Below are 13,761 nucleotides of genomic sequence, written 5' to 3' on the forward strand. Positions count from 1 at the left end.
GTGAACACGCTACGGCCGAACGGGCGTTCAGTCCTGTACGTCGGCCTCGGTGTCCGGAGCCGTCCGCGCCGCCGGCACGGTCACCCGCTCCGGGACCGGGACCGGGGCCGGCTTCGGCGCCGCCGGCCGCCACCGCCGGTACAGCCGGACCAGCAGCGCCACCGCAGCGGCCGCCAGGGCGAACGGCAGTACCGCGCCCACCGCCACCGTCAGGTAGCGCACGACCTTGGTGAAGACGTCCCAGCCACCGCCCAGGGCCCCCAGGAAGGTGGGCTCCTTCTTCTTCTCCTTCTTCTCCGCCTCCGGCTTCGCGGCCGGCTCGGTGACCTCCAGCGTGATCGTGCCCAGCGAGGTCTTGTCCTTCAGCGCCGTCTGCTGCGCCAGCAGCGACTCCAGGTCGGACTGGCGGCGGGACAGCTCGCTCTCCAGCATCACCACCTCGCTCAGGGCCGAGGCCTTGCCCATCATCTCGCGCACCCGTGCCACGCTGGCCTGCTGCGAAGCGACGCGGCTGCCGATGTCGGCGACCTTCTCGGTGACGTCCTGCGCGTCGACCTTGCGGTGCAGGAGCTTCCCGCTCCCCTCCATCGAGCCGAGTACCGCGTCGTAGTGCTCGCCCGGCACCCGCAGGGTCACCGTCGAGGTCATCCGGCCGTCCTCGCCGCGCTTGGTCGACTCGTTGCCGACGTAGCCGCCCGCTCCGTCGGCGGCCGTGCGGGCCGCGGCGAGCGTCTTCTGCACATCCGTCGTCTCGATGCCGAGGGTCGCCGTACGGATGACGTTCGGGCGGACCACGACCGGCGGCGCGTTCTTGTCGGCAGGGGCCCCGGAGGCGTTCGCGGAGCCCGCGGCGCCCGCGGACCCGGCCGGCGCCGGGGCCGCCGCGGCGCCCTCGGGGGCCTTTCCGTCGGCGGCGGGCGCCACCGCCGCCTTGTCCTGTGCGGATCCCTGGCCGCTCGCGCCGCAGCCGGTGAGCACGAGCGCCCCGGCCAGCGAGAGGGCGGCCAGGGCCGCCGCGGAACGGTGTCTGTCGAAACTGCGCATCGCTGTAAACCCCCGAGGATCGGCTGGTGTTGCCGTTTCGACGTACAGAGTCCCGTCGCAGGTTTCGAATCCACGGTCCCGGGCCGATCCCGATGCGGTCACGGTCCGGCCTCGGAGATCGATCTGAGACGATGTGTCCATGCACGAAGCGGACATGCGTACGGACCGGCCGGCCGGTGCCCCCGGATCCACCGGCTCCCGGGGGCACGCCGTCGTCATCGGCGGCGGCATCGCGGGCCTCGCGGCCGCGCACCGGCTGCTCGCCGAAGGCCTCCGCGTCACCCTGCTGGAGGCCGGACCGCGCCTCGGCGGCAAGCTGTACGCCGGTGAGCTCGCCGGTGCCCGCGTCGACCTCGGCGCCGAATCCATGCTCGCGCGCCGCCCCGAAGCCGTGGCCCTGGCCCGCGCCGTGGGCCTCGGCGACGCCGTGCAGCCGCCCGCCACCGCCACCGCCCACCTGTGGACCCGCGGCGCGCTGCGGCCGATGCCGCGCGGCCACGTGATGGGCGTCCCCGGCGACCTGGGACCGCTCGCCGCCTCCGGCGTGCTCTCCGCCGAGGGACTGGCCCGCATCGAGGCCGAACGGACGCTGGCGCCCACCGAGATCGGCGAGGACGTCGCCGTCGGCGAGTACGTCGCGGCCCGCCTCGGCCGTGAGGTCGTCGACCGGCTGGTGGAACCGCTGCTCGGCGGGGTCTACGCCGGCGACGCCTACCGGATCTCCATGCGGGCCGCCGTGCCCCAGCTCTTCGAGGCCGCCCGCACGCACGCACTCCTGGGCGACGGCGTACGGGAACTGCAGCGCCGGGCGGAGGCGGCGCCCCAGCAGGCCGGCCCGGTCTTCGCCGGCATCGACGGCGGCATCGGACGGCTCCCGCTCGCCGTGGCCGAGGCCTGCCGGGCGGCCGGGGCCCGGCTCGTCACCGATACGCCCGTCCGCGAGGTGGCCCGCACGCCCGACGGCTGGCGGGTGGTGGCCGGCGCCGAGGTCATCGAGGCCGACGCCGTGATCCTGGCCACCCCGGCCGGGGCCGCCGCGCGCCTGCTGGACGGTCTCGCGCCGGCCGCGGCCGCCGAGCTGCGCGGGGTCGAGTACGCCTCCATGGCCCTCATCACGATGGCCTTCCGCCGCACCGACCTGCCGGAGGCCGTCTCCGGCGGCGGCGCCAGCGGGTTCCTCGTACCGCCCGTCGACGGCCGGACCATCAAGGCCTCCACGTTCTCCAGCAACAAGTGGGCCTGGGCCGGGGCGGATCCGGAGCTCTTCCTGCTGCGCACCTCGGTGGGCCGCTACGCCGACGAGAGCGACCTGCGGCGCGAGGACGGCGAGCTCGTCGACATCTCCCTCGCCGACCTCGGCGAGGCCGTGGGCCTGGCCGCCCGGCCCGTCGCCTCCACCGTCACCCGCTGGGACGGCGGACTGCCCCAGTACCCCGTCGGCCACCTCGACCGCGTCGCCCGGATCCGCGGCGCCGTCGCGGCCCTGCCGGGCCTCGCGGTGTGCGGCGCGGTCTACGACGGCGTGGGCATTCCGGCCTGCATCGCGAGCGCGGGCAGGGCCGCGGACGCGGTGATCGCCGGGCTCGGTGCGCGTACGGCACCCCTGGCACCGACCACTGATCAGCGCACGGGACAATAGGCACATGACTGCACCAGAGAAGATTCCCAATGCGGGGAAGAAGGCGAAGGACCTCAACGAGGTCATCCGCTACACCCTGTGGTCCGTCTTCAAACTGAAGGACGTTCTCCCCAGTCTTGACGCTGACCGTACCGGCTACGCCGACGAGGTCCAGGAGCTCTTCGACCAGCTGGGCGCCAAGGACATCACCGTCCGCGGCACCTACGACGTCTCCGGCCTGCGCGCCGACGCCGACGTCATGATCTGGTGGCACGCCGAGACGGCGGACGAGCTGCAGAGCGCCTACAACCTGTTCCGCCGCACCAAGCTGGGCCGCGCGCTGGAGCCGGTGTGGTCGAACATGGCCCTGCACCGCCCGGCCGAGTTCAACAAGTCGCACATTCCGGCCTTCCTGGCCGACGAGGTCGCGCGCGACTACGTCAGCGTGTACCCCTTCGTGCGCAGTTACGACTGGTACCTGCTGCCCGACGAGGACCGTCGCCGTATGCTCGCCGACCACGGCAAGATGGCACGCGGCTACCCCGACGTGCGCGCCAACACCGTCGCCTCGTTCTCGCTGGGCGACTACGAGTGGATGCTGGCCTTCGAGGCGGATGAGCTGTACCGCATCGTCGACCTCATGCGTCACCTGCGTGCCTCCGAGGCGCGTATGCACGTCCGTGAAGAGGTGCCCTTCTACACCGGGCGCCGCAAGTCCGTCGCCGATCTGGTGGCCGGGCTCGCCTGATACCTCCCCTGGGGGGAAGGACCGGAGGACGACCACACCGTCAGGTGAGTTCCTCCGGTGCATCGGGAGGCAGGGCCTGATCCGAGGACAGGCCGGCCCCCGAAACGACGCAGCCGGAGATCCCGCCCGGAAGTTCAGACGACCGGCGGCAGCAGCGCCCTGCGGGCGCTCGCTGCCCGGTCGTCCAGCGACACCGGTGCGGGCTCCGGATGCGGCGCACATGTGACACGCCACCCCGGGGTGGCGCCCGTCAGCAGGTACCGCTCCACGTGACGGTCCACGCAGCCATTGCCTCCGCCGACGACTCCGTGGGAGCCGGCCCCCGTCTCCGTCACCAGCGAAGCCCCCGCGCCGAGCCGCCGCTGGAGTTCCAGCGCCCCCGGGTAGGGGGTCGCCCCGTCCCGCTCCGCCGCGACGACCAGGGTCCTGGGCAGCCGCTCGGGCTGCGCCCCTACCGCCACCGGCCGCTGCCGCTCGCGCACCGGCCAGGAGGCGCACGGGAGGTTCAGGAAGGCATTGGCCCAGGTCTCGAAGGGGGCCCTGCGGGCCAGCTCGGTGTTGTCGCGGTCCCAGGTCTGCCAGTCCGCGGGCCAGGAGGCGTCGTTGCAGAGCACCGCCGTGTACACCGCCGTCGCGTTCTCCGCCTCGGCCGCCGTCCGGGGGTCCGGGGCCGCCTGGGCGGTCAGCGGCGCCGGATCGCCGCGCAGGAAGGCCGCGAGGGCCGCGGCCCGCTCCGGCCAGACGTCGTCGTAGTAGGCGGCCTGGAGGTAGGCGGCCCGCAGTTCGCCGGTGCCGACGACCCCGCCCGCGGGCGTACGGGCCACCGCGTCCAGGACGCGCCCGTAGCTCGCCTGTACGGCGGCCGGGGTGGCGCCGAGCCGGTACGTGCCGTGGTGCCGGGCCGCCCAGGCGCGGAAGTCGTACCAGCGGCGCTCGAAGCCGGGTGACTGGTCGAGGTTGTTGCGGTACCAGACGCGGCGCGGGTCGGGATCGACCGCCGAGTCGAGGACCATCCGGCGCACGCGGCCCGGGTGCAGGGTGGCGTAGACGGCTGCGAGGTAGGTGCCGTACGAGGCGCCCATGAAGGTCAGCCTCGGTTCGCCGAGCGCGGCCCGCAGGACGTCCAGGTCGCGGGCGTTGTTGAGCGTCGTGTAGTGCGGCAGGGCCGCGCCGGCCAGCCGTGCGCAGCCGCGGGCGTAGGCCCGGGCGGCCGCGAGGCGCTGCCTCTTGTACGCCGGGGAGGGGTCGGCCGGGACCTGGGTGGGGCCCTGGGCCCGGGTGGCGGGGTCCTGGCAGGACAGCGGGGCGGAGCGGCCTACACCGCGCGGGGCGTAGCCGACGAGGTCGTAGGCGGCGGCGATCCGCTCCCGGCCGGGGAGCCCCGCGGTGAGCGGGAAGAACATGCCCGAGGCGCCGGGGCCGCCGGGGTTGTGGACCAGCGCGCCCTGTCGGACCGCGCCGCCGGCGCCGGTGGCGATGACCCGGCTGACGGTGAGGGAGATCTGCGGGCCGTCGGGTCGGGCGTAGTCGAGCGGTACGCGCAGGGTGGCGCAGCGGACCGGGGCGGGGAGTTCCTCCACGTCCGGGCAGTGGCGGAAGTCGAGGCCGCCATTGCCCCCGGCCGCCGCCCCGGCCGCCGCACGGCGGGCGACGAGGGCGGCGCCGGCGGCCTCGGCGGCCGTCCCGCCGAGCGGGACGGGCGGTGCGGTCGGCGCGGCGTGGGCCGGGAGGTGGGCCGGGACGCAGAGGGCGAGGGAGAGCGCCCCCAGCGCGGCTGCGCGGCGTATCGGGTTCGTCCCCATGGCGACCCCTTCCTCTCATCGGATGAACCGATGAGAGGCCTGGGTGCCGCGGTTGTAAAGGATCATCTCCGGGTGTCGGTGCCGATGGCCCCATTGCCGCGTGAACCGCCCCCGGTTGCCGTACCCCGGCCGATCAGGAGCTGCTGCCGCAGCTGGAGCCGGACGAACTGCCGCAGCTCGACGAACTGCCGCAGCTGGAGCTGCTGCTCGAACAGCTGGAGCCGCCGCCGGAGGAGCCACAGCTACTGCCGGAGGAGAAGCAGCCGCCCCCCGAGGAACCGCAGCCCGAACCGCTGCCGCAGCTCGAACCGCCGCTGCCGCCGTCGCTCGCGGCGCACCAGACGATCGGCAGCACCGCCGCCGCGGACCAGTCCGCAGAACTGTCCGTGCCGTGGGGCCGGGTGCCGGACTGGGCCGCGGCCAGCCGGGTGCCGCGCACGGCGGGCACCAACTGCTGGCGCAGGTAGGGGTCCCGCAGACCGCGCAGCCCGAACAGAGCGGTCTGCACGTGCGCGGCCGGGTCGTTGCGGTGGGCGGAGCGGATGTCGCGCAGCGCCCGCGTCCCCGCCGCGGTGACCCGGCTCTTGGCCCGGGCCGCGCAGACCAGACCGACGACGATGCCGCCGATCAGCGCGAGCAGCACCTTCGCGATGAACGGCACCCCGGAGCCGGACGAGGCGATGAGCGACACGACGGTCAGCACCATCGACACCGGGATCAGGAGCGCGCACACGGCGGCCTGGGTCAGGGCCCAGCGCCGGTGGCGCCGCAGACCGGATCCGGGCGGGGTGATCAGCCCGCGGTCGGCCAGCGCGTCCCCGATCTCCTGGACGGCCGGGTCGCACATGGCGGCGAAGCGCACCTGGTAGAGCCAGCCGGAGGGCGCTGCCTGGTGGGCCCGCAGGACGGCCCGCTCGGCGGGGTCGTTGGCCCGCGCCCCGGGGCGTACCTGCACGATGCCCGGGCCGCCGCCCACCAGCCGGCCGTCGCCGAGCATCGAGACGAGCGCGGCGTCGACGACGGTGCCGGGGCCACCGACCACGAAGGCGGCCTCGGAGAGGTCGTGCAGTGCAGGGGCGGGTCCCGCGGGCCCGGACCGGGACCTGCGGAGCCCGGCCATCAGCAGGACGGAGGAGACGATGACGGCGATCCACATCGCCAGGGCGAGGAGGTTCATGCCGCTCTCCCCGCGAGCGTCCGGGCCCAGCGCACGATCCGGCGCGGTGGCCTGGCTCCGGACCGCTCGCGCCACCAGTCGGTGAGCCGGCGCCGGGCGGCCGGATCGGCCGGCAGGTCCCGGATCAGCAGGTCCTCGGCGAAGTCCAGCGCGTCCCGGCGGTATCCGGCGGTCATGGGGCGCCCCTTGGCGTACGAGAGGAACACCTCGCGGTACGCGTCCGGGCCGCCCAGAATCCCGGGCAGCTCGGGGGCCAGCCTGGCCACCACGTCCGCCCGCTTGGCGGCCAGCGCCCGGGCCTGTACCCGGATCCGCCGGCGGTCGAAGCCCTCGGGCACGGGGGTCCCGGCCACCAGCGCCGACAGCAGCGCGGCCTGGCCGAGCGCCACCCGGGTCCGGGCCGACTCCTCGACCGGGCGCGGCCCGGTGCCGACCGGAGCGGACCCGGCGACGGCCGGCTCCTCCGGTGCGGACGCCCCTGCGGTCCGTGCCGTCACCGCCGCTCCGGCCGTCCCCGATGTCACCACCGCGCGGATCGCGGACAGCTCGCCCGCGAGCTCCGCCTCCGCCGGGAAGTCGTCGTCCCGTTCCAGCAGGACGCCGGGCGGATCCACCCGGGAGCGCAGCTCGGCCAGCAGGTCGAGCACCACCGGCGGCACCGGGTGCGCGTGGGTGTCGTGCCAGACGCCGCCCCGCTCGATGCCGCCCGCCACGTGCACGTACGCCAGCGCCTCCAGCGGGATCGCGTCCAGCACGGCCGCCGGGTCCTCGCCCCGGTTGACCCGGTTGGTGTGCAGGTTGGCCACGTCGATGAGCAGCCGGACACCGGTCCGCTCGACCAGCTCCGTGAGGAACTGCCCCTCGGTCAGCTCCTCGCCCGGCCACGAGAACAGCGCGGCGATGTTCTCCAGGGCCAGTGGCACGGGCAGAGCGTCCTGCGCGATCCGTACGTTCTCGCACAGCACGTCCAGCGCGTCGCGGGTGCGCGGCACCGGCAGCAGGTGGCCGGCCTCCAGGACGGGCGAGGACGTCCGTACGAAGGCGATGTGCTCGCTGACGAGCGGCGCCCCCAGCGCCACCGCCCGCTCGCCGAGCGCCGCCAGCTTCGCCGGATCGGGGCGGTCGGCACCGCCGAGGCCCAGCGACACCCCGTGCGGCACCACGCGCGTCCCCCGCTCGCGCAGCCGCATCAGGGACTCCGGCAGGTGGCCGGGGCATACGTTCTGGGCCACCACCTCGACCCAGTCCAGGCCGGGCAGCCGCTCGACGGCGTCCGCGATCTCCGGCCGCCAGCCGATGCCCACCCCCAGGTGTGCCATGGGTGTCATGTCCCCTCGCCCCCTCTCGTCGCACTGTGTGCCGATGTCATGGCCCCGACGGAGTCCCGCCAACCGCAGGAGGGGACGTTCAGAGGAACATTTGAGGTTCCCGCCGGCCGGGGATCCGCGTCGGGGTCCGTGCCGGGGTCCGTGCCGGGGTCCGTGCCGGGGTCCGCGTCTGCGCTCGTGTCGGGGTTCGTGTCCGGGTTCGTGTCAGAGCCGGGCCCGCAGCGCCGGATGGTCGGCCACCACCGTCGCGCTGCCCGGTGCGATCTCGGTGAATCCGGCGTCCCGGACCACCGGCAGCCCGCTCCCGCTCAGCTCCGCCCACCGCTCGCGCGGGGCCGTCCGTACCGCCAGCCGGAAACCGGAATCCCGCCAGGCGGCCCGCTCCGGCTCCGCCAGTTCCCACCACGCGAGCTGCGCCGCGTGCCCGGCCTGGGCCATGGCCTTGCCGGCCGACATGCCGAGACCGGGGTTCAGCCACAGCACGGGCAGACCCGGCTCCGCGTGCGCGGCGACCGGTTCGGGGTCGTCCAGATCGGTGCCCGACACCTGGAGCTTGGCCAGCTCCTTGGGCCAGCCGTCGAGGGGGACCGGCGGGAAGACCCGTACCTGCGCGTCCTCTCCGTGCACCGTGACGCCCGGCAGGGTCTCCGCCTTGCGCCACGCCGCGCCGCGCGCCCGCCGGACCACCTTGCGGATCCGGGCGTCCTGCCAGTCGCGGACGGCCTGGGCCCATTCGCCCTCGCCGTGCGCCCGCTCGTCGGTGAGGAGGACCAGCACGGCGCGGGCGGCCGTCTCCAGGGCGTCGGTCCGGGCCGGCGGCGCGGCCTTCTCGATGCGCACCACCAGCGGCAGGACGAACTGCGGGGCCTCGTCGCGCAGTACGTGCTCCTGCCGGAAGGGGCTGTCCGCCCCGACCGCGGGGACGTCGGAGATGTCGTTCGTGTGCTGGCTGCTCATCCCGCCAAGGATGCCAGCCTCCACCTTCAGGAGGATGCCCCGGGTGGCCGGGCCGGGTGAGGATCGCAGCCATGAAGAGTGATCTTTTCGCGTCCGAGAACATGGCCCAGGCGGCCGTCACCCCCGGCATGAGCCTGCAGAACGCCAAGTCCGTGAAGTACAACGTCAGCGGTGAAATGCTGGCTCGTCAGGGCTCGATGGTCGCCTTCCGCGGCAACCTCCAGTTCGAGCGCAAGGGACAGGGCATAGGCGGCATGCTCAAGCGCGCCGTGACGGGCGAGGGCCTCGCGCTCATGTCCGTACGCGGCCAGGGCGAGGCCTGGTTCGCCCACCAGGGGGCCAACTGCTTCATCATCGACTTCGAGCCGGGCGACGCCCTGACCATCAACGGCCGAAACGTCCTGTGCTTCGACACGACCCTGTCCTACGAGATCAGGATGGTGAAGGGCGCCGGCATGACCGGCGGCGGCCTCTTCAACAGCCTTTTCACCGGCACCGGCAAGCTCGCCGTCGTCTGCGACGGCCACCCGATCATCATCCCGGTCACCGCCCAGGCCCCGGTCTACGTGGACACGGACGCGGTGGTCGGATGGAGCGCCGGGCTGGAGACCGGCCTGCACCGCTCCCAGTCGGTCGGCTCGATGATCCGCGGCGGCTCCGGCGAGGCCGTCCAGCTCAAGCTGAGCGGCGAGGGCTTCGTCATCGTCCGCCCGAGCGAGGTCACCGAGTCGACGGCCGCCTACCGAACCTGACCGGTGTGGGCCGCCACTACGGACGGCGCGGGCCCTGGGTGCTGCGCGGGGTCTCGCTGGAGCTGCCGCGCGGAGCCCTCGTACGGATCGAGGGCGGCAACGGCGGCGGACGGACTGGAGCGGTTCGGCGCCGCCGCGTACGCCCGCACCCCGCTGGCCGAACTGTCCAAGGGGACCAGTCAGAAGGTGGCCGTCGCGCAGGCGCTGCTCGCCGAGCCGGGGCTGCTCGTCCTCGACGAGGCGTGGACCGGCCTCGACGCGTCCGCCCGGGCGGAGCTGGACCGCGCCGTCGCCGAACGCACCGCCGCCGGAGGCACCGTGGTGTTCGTGGACCACGACCCGCGGCGGCTCGCGGGCGCGGCCGACGCCCGCCACCCTCGCGGTGGCGGCCTGCGCACTGACCGGCCTCGCCGTGGGTGCCCTGTGCAGCAGGCCGCTTCTGCGGCGCCGCGGTCACGGGGTCCTGGCCGGGACCCTCGGCTCCCTGCTGGCCTGGGTCCTTCCGTTCTCCCCGGCCCGGGGCGCGGTGTCCGCCCTGGTGACGGCGTCGGGCCCGGGCCCGGTGCCGCTGCCGGTCGCGGCACTGGCGGGCGCGCTGCTGCTGGCCGCCGTGGTGGGCACGACGGCCTGGCTGGTGGCCGCGCGGCGGAGCTGAAGAACGCCCGGGCCGATGGCTGCGGGGGAGGAGGCGTCCGGGGCGAGGAGACGGGGCTGGCCCGTGCCGTCGGCCGGGACCGACCAGATGTCGCTCGCGCGGCCGCCCCGGCCCGGCAGGGCGTAGGCGAGGGTCGAGTCGTCCAGCCAGGCGGCCTGGTCGTCGACGCTGTGCGCTTCGGCGGACGGGTGCTCGCGCATCGTCGCCAGGTCCAGGACATACAGCCGCCAGGGTGCCCGGGGGTCGTCGGAGACCTTCTTCTTGAAGGCGACGCGGGTGCCGTCCGGTGACAGCGAGGGGCATTCGGCGTTCTCGCGCAGGGCCTTGGCCGACCATGCGCGCAGGTCGCCCTCGACGAGGTGGGTGATGCCCCGGGTGGAGACGGTGGCGTAGAAGCGGTTGTCGTCGGCGGCGAAGGTCACGCCCCAGTAGTTGACGTCGGAGTCGTGGTGGCGGGTCCCGCCCAGGGTCAGCGGGATCTGCTCGATCGACTTGATCAGGTAGCCGGTGCGCAGGTCCAGGACGGCCGTCCGGGTGGAGAACGCGGCCGTGTTGTAGGAGTCGCCGGTCGTGAAGGTGGTCCAGGAGAGCACCTGCCCCGAGGCCGAGACACGGGCCCGGTTCGGGATGCCGGGCACGGTCACCTTGCGCACCTCCCGTAGCCGCCCGTCGAGGACGAGGGCCTCGGTGCGCGCCGGGACCCCGGGCAGTTTGCGCAGGCACAGGGCGTGGCCCCCGGCGGTGTGGAAGCGGTCGCAGGAGGGGCCGCCGGTCACCCGCGGCAGGCCGGGGCCGCCCTGGCGCGCGACCCGCCCGCCGGCCGTGTCCCGGAAGTAGAGCCCGGGCTCCTCGACGGTGAAGGAGGCGTCCGCCTGCTGTCCGGGTGGCCGTTCCCGGTGCCGTGCGTCCAGTACGTAGCTCAAGGAGCCGCCCGCGAGCACCAGGACGGCGGTGACGACGAGGGCGAGGCGGAGCCGGCGGGACGGGGGGTTCACGGGGCCTCCGGGACTGCGGTCGGGGGAGCGGCGGGCATGATGCGCCAGGCGGCCGCGAGCGCCCCGGCCAGCGCGAGGGCAGCGGTCCACAGGGCGGGCCGCGGTCCCCAGAGGGTCCACGCCGCCCCGAAACCGGCGGCGCCCAGCAGTCGGGCCAGCGCCTGGCCGGTCTGCAGCACCGCGAGTCCGCCCGCCCGCCCGGCCGCCGGCAGTGCGGGCGCGGCGAGCGCCATCAGAACCCCGTCGGTGGCGGCGTAGAAGAGCCCCAGCAGGACGAGCACCCCGGCGACGGTCGGCGGGGAGAGGGGGGCGAGCAGCAGGGCGTACGCGCCGAGCAGGGCGCCGTGCCCGAGCAGGAACGCCGTCCGGCGCCCGGTCCGGTCGGCGATCCGGCCCGCGGGGACGGCGAGCAGCAGGTAGACGGCGGCGGCCCCGAGCGGCAGCAGTGTGAAGAGGGCGGGCGGCAGGTCGAGGCCGCGCAGGAGCAGGAGGTAGAGGAAGGCGTCGCCGATGGTGGTGGCGCCGAGCAGGGCCGAGGCACACAGCACGCGCCGGAAGGCGGGATCGCGCAGGGCCCGGACGCGCGGTGGGCCGGCCCCGGGCGGGGGAGAGGCGGCCGGCCCGGGCGCGGCCGGGACGTACACCACGAGCAGGAGCACGCCGAGCAGGCCGGTGCAGAAACTGACGGCGAACACCGCGTCGTAGGCGTCGGCGGTCGCCCACAGCACGGCGAACGCGGCGAGCGGTCCGAGGAGGGCGCCCGTGGTGTCCATGGCGCGGTGCACGCCGAAGGACCGGCCGAGCGTCTCCGGGGGCCCGCTGAGCGAGATCAGGGCGTCGCGCGGGGCCGTACGGATGCCCTTGCCCAGCCGGTCGGCGGCGAGCGCGGCAGCGATCCCGCCAGTGGCGCCCCCCGCGAGCAGCAGTCCGAGCCGGGAGAGCGCGGAGAGCAGGTAGCCGGCGCCGGCGACCCTCTTGTGGTGGCCCCGGCGGTCGGCGAGCCGGCCGCCGAGCAGCCGTACGAGGGCGGTGGCCCCGTTGAACATCCCGTCGAGGAAGCCGAACTGGAGGGGGGTCAGGCCCAGGCCCAGGACGAGGTAGAGCGGCAGCACCGCGGTGACCATCTCGGAGGAGATGTCGGTGACGAGGCTGACCGTGCCGAGCGCGAGGACGGCGGCGGGGACGCGCCGCCGGGCCCCTGGGGTGCGGGGCGGCGCGTCCGGGCGGCCGTTGGCGGCCAGGTACATCAGTGGCAGCTGTACTTCGGGCCGGTGTCCTTGACCTGGCCGTCGGTGGCGACGTAGGTCCAGCCGTAGCCGGTGTCGGTGAAGTCCAGCTTCACCACGCCGTACGGTCCGCTGACCCGCTTCTGGCTGTTGGGCTGGACCTCCTCGATCGGGTAGGGCTCGGCGCCGCCCATGCCGCCGACGATCTCCACGATCCCGTCGGCGGTCGCCCGGCCGTCGGGGTCCTGCGGGGCGAACCGCTCGTAGTGGTGGTCGTGCCCGTTCAGGACCAGGTCGGCCCTGGCGGCGTAGAGGATCTTCCAGACCGGCTTGGAGACGGGGTCGTTGCCGTGCCCGCCGGAGGAGTACAGCGGGTGGTGCCAGTAGGCGGCGATGCACGGCTTGGTGTTGGCGGCGAGGTCGGCCTTCAGCCAGTTGAGCTGGGCGGCCTGGTCGAAGGAGTTGGAGTCGAGGGCGACGAAGTGCCAGTTGCCCTCGTCGAAGCTGTAGTAGCTCCTGCCCTGCGGGTAGGCGATGCTCCCGAAGTACGACTTGTACCCGGCGAGCGGGCCGGCCGGGTCGTACGTCTCGTGGTTGCCCGGGACCGGCCGGGTCCGGGCCTTGAAGGCGCCCCAGGTCTTGTCGTAGTAGGCGCGGTAGTCGGACAGCCGGGCGTCGTCGTACTGGTTGTCGCCCATCGTCAGATAGAACTTCGGGTCGATCCGCTGGGCCAGCGCGGCCGTCTTCGGGTGCGCGCAGCCGCTGTCGGACGCCGTGCACTGCGCGGCGATGTCACCGGCGGCGACGACGGTGAAGGAGCCGCCCGGCGGCGGCCCGTCCCCGACGGTGCCGTACACCTCGGCCTCGAAGAGCGAGTAGCCGTACGAGGTGCCGCGCGCGGTGCCCTGGACGCGCAGGTAACGGCCCTTGCCCGACAGGCCGGTCCAGTCGTCGACGCCGCCGTTGCCGGCGCTCTCGGCGGCGAGCGGGGTCCAGGCGGCGCCGTCGGCGGAGATCTCGACGCGGTACGCCTTGGCGTAGGCGGCCTCCCAGGTGAGCCGTACCCGCGAGACGGTGGCGCCGGCGCCGAGGTCGACCCGGATCCACTGCGGGTCCTTGCCCTCGGCGCTGGCCCAGCGGGTGGCCGGATCGCCGTCGAAGGCGTTCTTCGCGCCCAGTGAGGAGGACTCGGTGGAGGAGGCGGTGGCGGGCTTCCCGCGGGATATGAGGGGGTCGGCGGCGGCCCCGGCCCGGCCCGGCCAGGCCAGCAGGAGCCCGCCGAGAAGCGCGAGTGCGGCGAGGCCGGTGAGGGCGGTGAGGAGGAGGGGGCGGAGTCTGCCGCGTAACAGACGGGGGTGAGCGGAGGCGTTCAGGCGCATACCTGGAACTCCCTGCCTTGAGGGGGCGGCGAGAGCTGGACACTGGCGCGGGGCGCCGCTCCCGCCCGCGGGCGGGCAGG

Annotated in this window: 11 protein-coding genes and 1 pseudogene; 4 read left to right on the forward strand and 8 right to left on the reverse strand. The window is 74.7% G+C overall.

Annotated features, from left to right (window positions below; genetic code table 11):
• Positions 1–27 precede the first annotated feature (27 nt).
• Positions 28–1,044: a DUF4349 domain-containing protein gene (locus OG753_RS31495; protein WP_327264976.1), complete on the reverse strand. Its 1,017-nt coding sequence runs from the start codon at positions 1,042–1,044 to the stop codon at positions 28–30.
• Between the two features lie 154 nt (positions 1,045–1,198).
• On the opposite strand from OG753_RS31495, the gene hemG reads away from it, so the two are divergent.
• Together hemG and hemQ are read left to right on the forward strand one after the other, a co-directional pair.
• Positions 1,199–2,683, forward strand: a complete 1,485-nt coding sequence (gene hemG / locus OG753_RS31500) for a protoporphyrinogen oxidase (protein WP_327266969.1) — start codon at positions 1,199–1,201, stop codon at positions 2,681–2,683.
• A gap of 4 nt (positions 2,684–2,687) precedes the next feature.
• On the forward strand, positions 2,688–3,410 hold the full coding sequence (gene hemQ / locus OG753_RS31505; protein ID WP_327264977.1) for a hydrogen peroxide-dependent heme synthase: 723 nt from the start codon (positions 2,688–2,690) through the stop codon (positions 3,408–3,410).
• A 134-nt stretch (positions 3,411–3,544) separates the two neighbouring features.
• Here the strand turns inward: hemQ and OG753_RS31510 are convergent, their stop codons facing one another.
• From OG753_RS31510 to OG753_RS31525, 4 genes are all read right to left on the reverse strand, one after another.
• Positions 3,545–5,212: an alpha/beta fold hydrolase gene (locus tag OG753_RS31510; protein ID WP_405791030.1), complete on the reverse strand. Its 1,668-nt coding sequence runs from the start codon at positions 5,210–5,212 to the stop codon at positions 3,545–3,547.
• Between the two features lie 133 nt (positions 5,213–5,345).
• Complete coding sequence (locus OG753_RS31515) at positions 5,346–6,389, reverse strand: TIGR04222 domain-containing membrane protein (protein ID WP_327264979.1); 1,044 nt, start codon at positions 6,387–6,389, stop codon at positions 5,346–5,348.
• Positions 6,386–7,717, reverse strand: coding sequence for a DUF692 domain-containing protein (locus OG753_RS31520; protein ID WP_405791031.1), 1,332 nt, complete (start codon positions 7,715–7,717; stop codon positions 6,386–6,388). The genes OG753_RS31515 and OG753_RS31520 overlap by 4 nt, the downstream gene beginning before the upstream one ends.
• 204 nt (positions 7,718–7,921) lie before the next feature.
• Complete coding sequence (locus OG753_RS31525) at positions 7,922–8,674, reverse strand: aminoacyl-tRNA hydrolase (protein ID WP_405791032.1); 753 nt, start codon at positions 8,672–8,674, stop codon at positions 7,922–7,924.
• Between the two features lie 71 nt (positions 8,675–8,745).
• Here OG753_RS31525 and OG753_RS31530 point away from each other — a divergent pair, with 71 nt between their 5' ends.
• Positions 8,746–9,426, forward strand: coding sequence for an AIM24 family protein (locus tag OG753_RS31530; protein WP_327264981.1), 681 nt, complete (start codon positions 8,746–8,748; stop codon positions 9,424–9,426).
• Positions 9,423–9,948, forward strand: a pseudogene (locus OG753_RS31535) (ATP-binding cassette domain-containing protein); the annotation flags it as partial. The gene OG753_RS31530 and the pseudogene OG753_RS31535, both read left to right, overlap by 4 nt.
• Here OG753_RS31535 and OG753_RS31540 read toward each other — a convergent pair.
• The 3 genes from OG753_RS31540 to OG753_RS31550 are packed head-to-tail and all read right to left on the reverse strand — an operon-like array spanning position 9,880 to position 13,681.
• Entirely contained in the window at positions 9,880–11,076 is a 1,197-nt protein-coding gene (locus OG753_RS31540; protein ID WP_405791033.1) for a TolB family protein, read from the reverse strand. The pseudogene OG753_RS31535 and the gene OG753_RS31540 sit on opposite strands and share 69 nt — an antisense overlap.
• The gene (locus tag OG753_RS31545) at positions 11,073–12,323 is read right to left on the reverse strand and encodes an MFS transporter (RefSeq protein ID WP_405791034.1); all 1,251 of its coding nucleotides are present in this window, start codon (positions 12,321–12,323) and stop codon (positions 11,073–11,075) included. The genes OG753_RS31540 and OG753_RS31545 overlap by 4 nt, the downstream gene beginning before the upstream one ends.
• Positions 12,323–13,681 carry a discoidin domain-containing protein gene (locus OG753_RS31550; protein WP_405791035.1) on the reverse strand — a complete coding sequence of 453 codons (1,359 nt, stop codon included), beginning with the start codon at positions 13,679–13,681 and terminating at the stop codon, positions 12,323–12,325. Before OG753_RS31550 ends, OG753_RS31545 begins: the two co-directional genes overlap by 1 nt.
• Between the last annotated feature and the right edge of the window lie 80 nt (positions 13,682–13,761).

The sequence above is a fragment of the Streptomyces sp. NBC_00029 genome (genome assembly GCF_045160505.1).
Classification (GTDB): domain Bacteria; phylum Actinomycetota; class Actinomycetes; order Streptomycetales; family Streptomycetaceae; genus Streptomyces.